Annotated in this window: 6 protein-coding genes and 3 tRNA genes; 3 read left to right on the top strand and 6 right to left on the bottom strand. The window is 58.2% G+C overall.

The features are described 5' to 3' along the window. Positions 1-65: 65 nt before the first annotated feature. Entirely contained in the window at positions 66-1565 is a 1500-nt protein-coding gene (locus QMM04_RS06785; protein ID WP_211726477.1) for a SulP family inorganic anion transporter, read from the top strand. A 41-nt stretch (positions 1566-1606) separates the two neighbouring features. Here the strand turns inward: QMM04_RS06785 and rclA are convergent, their stop codons facing one another. Next, a complete protein-coding gene (rclA, locus tag QMM04_RS06790; RefSeq protein ID WP_282995866.1) occupies positions 1607-2932 on the bottom strand; it encodes a reactive chlorine resistance oxidoreductase RclA in 1326 nt (441 codons plus the stop codon). Positions 2933-3070: 138 nt separating this feature from the next. On the opposite strand from rclA, the gene QMM04_RS06795 reads away from it, so the two are divergent. Further along, positions 3071-3934 carry a helix-turn-helix domain-containing protein gene (locus QMM04_RS06795; protein ID WP_282995867.1) on the top strand — a complete coding sequence of 288 codons (864 nt, stop codon included), beginning with the start codon at positions 3071-3073 and terminating at the stop codon, positions 3932-3934. A gap of 110 nt (positions 3935-4044) precedes the next feature. Next, entirely contained in the window at positions 4045-4215 is a 171-nt protein-coding gene (locus tag QMM04_RS06800) for a hypothetical protein (RefSeq protein ID WP_058759704.1), read from the top strand. Positions 4216-4327: 112 nt separating this feature from the next. Here QMM04_RS06800 and QMM04_RS06805 read toward each other — a convergent pair. From QMM04_RS06805 to uvrC, 5 genes are all read right to left on the bottom strand, one after another. After that, a tRNA-Leu gene (locus QMM04_RS06805) sits at positions 4328-4413 on the bottom strand. A gap of 11 nt (positions 4414-4424) precedes the next feature. Beyond that, positions 4425-4498 (bottom strand) — tRNA-Cys (locus QMM04_RS06810). Positions 4499-4546: 48 nt separating this feature from the next. Further along, positions 4547-4622 (bottom strand) — tRNA-Gly (locus tag QMM04_RS06815). A gap of 151 nt (positions 4623-4773) precedes the next feature. Further along, on the bottom strand, positions 4774-5322 hold the full coding sequence (pgsA, locus tag QMM04_RS06820; RefSeq protein WP_021508275.1) for a CDP-diacylglycerol--glycerol-3-phosphate 3-phosphatidyltransferase: 549 nt from the start codon (positions 5320-5322) through the stop codon (positions 4774-4776). A gap of 68 nt (positions 5323-5390) precedes the next feature. Continuing rightward, positions 5391-7180: excinuclease ABC subunit UvrC (gene uvrC / locus QMM04_RS06825; RefSeq protein ID WP_282995868.1), on the bottom strand; the 1790-nt coding region annotated here is incomplete at its 5' end.

Consider the following 7180-nt stretch of genomic DNA (forward strand, 5'->3'; position numbering starts at 1 on the left):
AACTTTTCCATTAAATATTGCTATGCCGTGACGGCATGCGCATCCAATAAAAGAGCCTGCAACAGATGAGTCAAACTGCCGATCGCCCCGCTGCCACAGCGAGCGACATCACGGTCGCACGTGTGCTGCGTTCACCTTCTCTTTTCACCCGCGAGTGCCTGGCCGGGGTGATTACCGCCCTGGCGCTGATACCGGAAGTGATTTCGTTTTCCGTGATTGCCGGCGTCGACCCTAAAGTCAGCCTTGTCGCTTCGGTGGTGCTGTGCCTGACGCTGTCGATTCTGGGAGGACGGCCAGCAATGGTCACCGCGGCGGCCGGTTCCGTCGCGCTGGTGATCGGACCAATGGTGCACGCACATGGCGTGGAGTACATTCTGCCGGCAGTGATCCTCGGCGGTATGATTCAAATCATTTTCGGCCTTGCCGGGCTGTCGCGCATGATGCGCTATATTCCGCGCTCGGTGATGATCGGCTTCGTTAACGCGCTGGGCATACTGATTTTCTTTGCGCAGGTGCCGCACGTCTGGGGCCAGTCGGGTCTGGTGTGGCTGCTGTTCGCCGCCACGCTGGCCATCGTGCTGCTGCTGCCCAAAGTGCTTAAGAGCGTGCCTTCGCCGCTGGTGGCTATCGTGGCTGTCACCGCTGTCGCGCTGCTGCTGGGCTATCGCGTGCCCAACGTCGGCGATGAAGGGCCAATGCGCGCCGGCCTGCCGGATTTCAATACCCTGCTGGTGCCGCTTAATTTGCAGACGCTGCAGATTGTCTGGCCCACCGCGCTGTCGGTCGCCTTCGTCGGCCTGATGGAATCCCTGCTGACCGCCAAACTAGTGGATGACATGACCGATACGCCTTCCGGTAAGCGGCGTGAATCCTGGGCGCTGGGCGTCGGCAATATTCTGGCAGGCTTTTACGGCGGTATCGCCGGCTGCGCGATGATCGGCCAGACCATTGTTAACGTTGAGCTGGGCAAGGCGCGTACCCGGGTGTCCACCGTGGCCGCAGCGCTGGTGCTGCTGTTGCTGGTCACCGGTCTGAGCCAGATCATGGCGCAGATTCCGATGGTGGTGCTGGCGGGCATTATGATGGTGGTCGCGGTGAAAACCGTGAACTGGCACAGCCTGCAGCCGGCCACGCTGAAACGCATGCCGTGGTCGGAAACGCTGGTGATGGTGCTGACCGTCGCCGTCACGGTGTGGACCGGTAACCTTGCGCTTGGCGTGCTGGTGGGCGTGATGCTGGCCATGATGCTGTTTGCGCGCCGCATCGCTCACGTGATCCATGCCGAGCGCCAGCTGAGTGACGATGGCGAGCATGTGCACTACACGGTACGTGGCCCGCTGTTTTTCGCCAGCAGCAACGATCTGTTTGAGCATTTTGACTACGGCCACGATCCGCAGCGCGTCACCATCGATTTGACCCACGCGCAGATTTGGGATGCCTCCAGCGTGGCGGCGCTCGACGCCATTGAGTACCGCTACCAGCGGCACGGCGCCAGCGTCACCTTCACCGGCCTGGATAACCGCAGCAGCGATTTCCGCGATCGCCTGAGCGGCAATCTCGGCTAGATGTGCGATCGGGACGCCCGGTGCAGGCGTCCTGTTCGTCATTATTTTACCAGGGAAAACAGATCATTGAGCGATTCGCTCATGGTTGGGTGGGTAAAAATCTGGTCACGCAGCACGCTATACGGCAGCCCGGCATCCATTACCGTTTTCACGATGTTAATGACTTCATGCGAGTCCGCAGCCAGCAGCGCCACGCCGAGAATCTGCTGGCTGCCATTATCAACTACGGCTTTCAGCATGCCACGGGTGTCGTCAACAACGCGCGCACGCGGAATCGCGGCGACCGGCAGTGTCACCACCTGAATATCCCGCCCCTGCGCGCGCGCCTGCGCTTCAGTCAAACCAATACGTGATAACACAGGCGTCATAAACACGGAATACGGGATGTTAACGCGATCTTCGGTGGTGCGCGTGCCCTTACCCAGCAACTGATCGTAAACGATGCGGAAATCATCAAGCGAAATATAGGTAAACTGTGGCCCGCCGGTAACATCGCCCAGCGCCCAGATATGATCCACAGAGGTTTTAAGCTGTTTATCGACGCGCACCGCGCCGCGCGCATCGGTCACCACCCCCGCGTTTTCCAGTTTCAGTGCCTTCGTCGCCGGGCGACGGCCCGTGGCGACCAGCAGCACATCGACTTCACGATCGCCCTGTGCGGTATGCAGCGTCACGCTGTCGCGACCGCTGGTCACACGCTGTAATGCAGTGTTGAGCTCGAGCTTAACGCCCTGCTCCTGCAGGATCCTGGCTATCGCCGCACTGATATCATCATCTTCCCGCGTCAGAAATTGCGGTGCACTTTCAAACAACGTCACTTCGCTGCCAAAACCGGCAAACATGGAAGCAAACTCAACGCCAATATAACCGCCGCCAAGGATCCCCAGCCGCTGCGGCAGTTGCGTTAAATTCAGGATACCGCTGCTATCAACCACGCGCGGTCCGGCAACTAAGCCTTCCAGCACGGGAAACACCGCTTCGGCACCGCTATTGATAAAAATTCGCTCAGCATGAATCTGGCTGACCTGCTGCGAGGAGGTGATTTTCAGCGTGTGGGCATCCACAAATTCCGCCTCACCATCAATGATATCGACCTGCGCAATGGCGGCCAGGTTGAGGTAATTCTTCTCACGCAACAATTCCACTACTGCAGCTTTGCGCTGCATGGCCTCGCTGAAACTGGCATGATGTTGCACATCGTGTACCAGTGCTTTCGTTGGGATACAGCCAACATTAATGCAGGTGCCACCATACATTACGCGGGATTTTTCGATGATCGCGACACGCCATCCGGCGCGCCCCAGAGCCGCCGCCAGCGTTTTACCTGCTTTACCAAAGCCGATGATTGCTGCCTGATAATGGTTCATGATGTTCTCCATAAGCGTCAAAAATAGTCATCACCCAAAGCTTACGGTTTGCTGCCGCGCCGTATTTCGCCGCAACGCTGATATTTTTGTCTTTGCGTCTGAATCAAGCGGGCAGCTCAGGGAAAAGGGAAAAAACAGATGGATCCATTGAGTCAACAGCTGCTGCTGCATAACCCGCAGGGCAGCATAGATAAGAACTGCGTGCTGAGCGGTGAGTGGCAACTGCCGCACAGCGCCGGGCACCTGTGCGCAGTGCGCTGGCATACGGTCACAGGTGGCCCGGTCATGCTGGATATGCCCGTCACTGCGGGTGTCGAACTCAATGCTGGCAGCGTCATATTTCTGCCGCAAAACGCCGCGCATCGTATTTATCAGCGCCATACGCAGCCAACCCAACTGGTATGCGGCCTGCTGGAACTGCCCGCGTCGGCGCATGCTTTCCTCACCGCCCTGCCCGAAGTGCTAATGCTGGCCCCCGAACCCACAAGCAGCGATGGTCGCTGGCTGGCTGCGGTGCTGCCGTTCATCACCCAGAGTGCTAACGCACTGCCAGCTGCTGGTGATGCCGCACTTCGCAGCCAGCAGATTGGCAGCCTGTTCACACTGGCGGTGCGTCATGGGCTCTCAACTCACGCAGCGCAACCTGGCTTACTCTCCCTGGCTCTGCATCCACGTCTTGGCCCTTTAATCACCCAACTGTGCGCCGCGCCGGAAAGGCCGTGGACGGTAGAAGCCATGGCTCAGCAAGTGTTTATGTCCCGCGCCTCATTCGCGCTGCTGTTCCGCCAGCTCAGCGCTACCACGCCGCTGGCCGTGCTCACCGCCCTTCGTCTGCAGCTGGCCGCTCAGCGACTGGCGCGCGAAACAGCCCCGTTAATCAACATCGCTCTGGCCGTCGGCTACGCCAGCGAATCATCCTTTCACAAAGCGTTTGTCCGTGAGTTTGGCTGCACACCGGGAGAATACCGACGTCGTGTTGAAACGCTGGCGCAGGACCGCTAAGAGTAAAGAAGAAAACTGTACGCGCTTCGCTTGCGTAAAGGCGGATTCGTGGCTTTGCTTATTTCTCAGTGCGTTAACGATTACGCGGTTCGTAACAGGAGGAGAGCAAGATGAGTGGTTTGATGAAGGCAGCCTTAGCGGCAATGACATTGGTTACCCTGGCCGGCTGTATGCAACACAGCGACGCGGTGGGCAGTGACGGCCGTCCACATGCGCCCAGCAAGCAGTCAGTACCTGGCGCCAGCGAAGGCGAAGGCCCGGTCGGCCAGCCTCAGGATTGAGATTAGCGGGACAGGCGTTATGTCCCGTTTTTATTTTTCAGGCACAAAAAAACCGCCCTTGGGCGGTCACGACATTGCTACTTATTGCTTTGATTTTATTCGGTATTAAATATGGTGCCCGGGGCGGGACTTGAACCCGCACGACCATAAGCCGAGGGATTTTAAATCCCTTGTGTCTACCGATTTCACCACCCGGGCAGGGTTTAAACTGGAGGCGCGTCCCGGAGTCGAACCGAGGTGGACGGATTTGCAATCCGCTGCATGGCCACTCTGCCAACGCGCCTTTTAATCTGAGGTGCAAGCCGTCTGCGACGTGACGTATTGCAATATCTGGAGCGGGAAACGAGACTCGAACTCGCGACCCCGACCTTGGCAAGGTCGTGCTCTACCAACTGAGCTATTCCCGCATTTGCTTATGCTTCACCGAACTTGCTGATTTTATTCAGCTTCTTGCAGCCTTGCTGCCGTTCGATGCGATGCATTCTACTTATCTGACGCAACGAGTCAATAAAATTATCCACACACTGCGTCCGTTTGCTGCTTTTTAAATCGCATCGATCAGCTATCGAGCAAATCGCCGCGTGCCGCGCTTAAATACTGGAACATTGACCAGAAAGTCAGCACCGCTGCGATGTACAACGCCACCACGCCAACGCCGACTACGGTCGCGTCCGGACGCCACAGCAGCGCCACCAGCGACAGCATCTGCGCAGTGGTCTTCACTTTGCCAATCCACGACACCGCCACGCTGCTGCGCTTGCCAATCTCCGCCATCCACTCACGTAAGGCCGAGATAATGATTTCACGCGCGATCATGGTGGCGGCCGGCAGCGTGATCCACCAGGCGTGGAAATACTCGGCGACCAGCACCAGCGCCATCGCCACCATCACTTTGTCAGCGACCGGATCGAGAAAGGCACCAAAACGTGTTGTCTGCTTCCAGCGACGCGCGAGGAAGCCATCAAACCAGTCAGTGACCGCAGCAATGACAAACAGCAGCGCCGTCGCGAAGGGAGCCCAGTGAAATGGCAGATAGAACGCCAGCACGAAGAACGGGATCAGAACAACTCGAAACAGGGTAAGACACGTCGGAATGTTAAATTGCATATGCCAGTAACTGTCTGGTGTGAGTAGGATTTAACGTATGTTCCTACATTGCCCACCCTGTTTCAATGTTAGTGTTTCAGCGAGTAGTAGATTTTTTCCGCCAGGGCGAAGGAGATACCCGGTACTTTAGCGATCTCATCGACGCTGGCATTCATCAGCGGTTGCAGGCCGCCCATGTACTTCAGCAGCTGCTGACGCCGTTTGGGTCCGACGCCTTCAATGCTCTCCAGCGCGCTGGTGTTCTTCACTTTGGCGCGTTTTTTCCGGTGGCCCGAAATTGCGTGATTGTGAGCGTCGTCACGAATGTGCTGGATAACATGCAGCGCCGGCGAGTCCGGCGGCAGCGAAACGCCCTCGCCTTCCGCCGCAAAGAACAGCGTTTCCAGGCCGGCTTTACGGTCGCTGCCTTTTGCCACGCCGAGCAGAATCGGCCGGTTTTTATCCCATGGCACATCCAGTTCCGCAAACACCTGCTGCGCCTGCGCCAGCTGCCCTTTACCACCATCGATCAGGATCACATCCGGGATCTTTTCCGGTTCCAGCGCCTTGCCGTAACGACGGCGCAGCACCTGATTCATCGCCGCGTAGTCATCACCGGGGGTAATTCCTTCAATGTTGTAGCGGCGATAGTCAGCGCGCAGCGGGCCGTCACGGTTGAACACCACGCAGGACGCGATGGTCTGTTCGCCCATGGTGTGGCTGATGTCGAAACACTCCATGCGGTTAATCTGCTCCAGTTTGAGGAACGCCGCCAGCGCCGCCAGACGCTGCTGAATGGTCGAGTGCTGCGCCAGCCGCGTCGTCAGCGCCGTGGCGGCATTGGTGCGCGCCAGCTTCAGGTAGCGCGCACGGTCGCCGCGCGGTTTGCTCTGAATACTGACTTTGCGCCCGGCCAGTTCGCTCAATGACGCGGCCAGCAGCTCCCGCTCAGGCAAATTGAAGTCCAGCAGGATATCCGCCGGTAAGGTACGCGCTTCGCTGCCCTGCAGATAAAACTGTCCGACAAACGTCTGCACCACTTCGGTGAGTTCCGTGTCTGCGGGCACCTTCGGGAAATAGCTGCGGCTGCCCAGCACTTTGCCCTGCCGGATAAACAGCACGTGCAGACAGGCCATGCCGGCGTCATAGGCCACGCCCATCACGTCGAGATCATCGCCCTGATTGGAGACGAACTGTTTCTCCGTAATCCGCCGCACCGCCTGAATCTGGTCCCGCAGGCGCGCCGCCTCTTCGAAGCGCAGGCCCACGCTGGCCTGCACCATACGCTGCACCAGCTGATTAATTACCTGATCGTCTTTACCGGCCAGAAACAGCCGCACATAGTCGGTTTGCTGCGCATATTCCTCTTCGCTCACCAGGCCGGCGACGCAGGGGCCGAGGCAACGGCCAATCTGATACTGCAGGCACGGGCGCGAACGGTTGCGGTAGACGCTGTTCTCGCACTGGCGAATCGGAAACACCTTTTGCAGCAGCGCCAGGGTTTCACGCACCGCATAGCCGTTGGGAAACGGACCAAAGTATTCGCCTTTGGCGTGTTTGGCACCGCGGTGCATCGCCAGGCGCGGATGCGGATCGCCGCTAAGGAAAATATAGGGGTACGACTTATCATCGCGCAGCAGCACGTTGTAGCGCGGCTGATACAACTTGATGTAGTTGTGCTCCAGCAGCAGCGCTTCGGTCTCCGTATGGGTGACCGTGACATCAATATTATGGATGTTGCTGACCAGCACTTCGGTCTTGCGGCTCCCCACCTGCGTGCGGAAATAGCTGCTCAGGCGTTTTTTAAGGTCTTTGGCTTTACCAACATAGATCACCGTGCCTGTCGCGTCATACATGCGGTAGACGCCAGGCTGACTGG

Source organism: Pantoea sp. Pa-EAmG, assembly GCF_030024295.1.
Lineage (GTDB): Bacteria > Pseudomonadota > Gammaproteobacteria > Enterobacterales > Enterobacteriaceae > Pantoea > Pantoea dispersa.

What these genes read in the sequence shown, in the direction of transcription:
- QMM04_RS06800 (WP_058759704.1), top strand. Translation starts at nt 4,045, where the DNA reads ATGAGTGGTTTGATGAAGGCAGCCTTAGCGGCAATGACATTGGTTACC.
- QMM04_RS06795 (WP_282995867.1), top strand. Translation starts at nt 3,071, where the DNA reads ATGGATCCATTGAGTCAACAGCTGCTGCTGCATAACCCGCAGGGCAGC.
- QMM04_RS06785 (WP_211726477.1), top strand. Translation starts at nt 66, where the DNA reads ATGAGTCAAACTGCCGATCGCCCCGCTGCCACAGCGAGCGACATCACG.
- rclA (WP_282995866.1), bottom strand. Translation starts at nt 2,932, where the DNA reads ATGAACCATTATCAGGCAGCAATCATCGGCTTTGGTAAAGCAGGTAAA.
- pgsA (WP_021508275.1), bottom strand. Translation starts at nt 5,322, where the DNA reads ATGCAATTTAACATTCCGACGTGTCTTACCCTGTTTCGAGTTGTTCTG.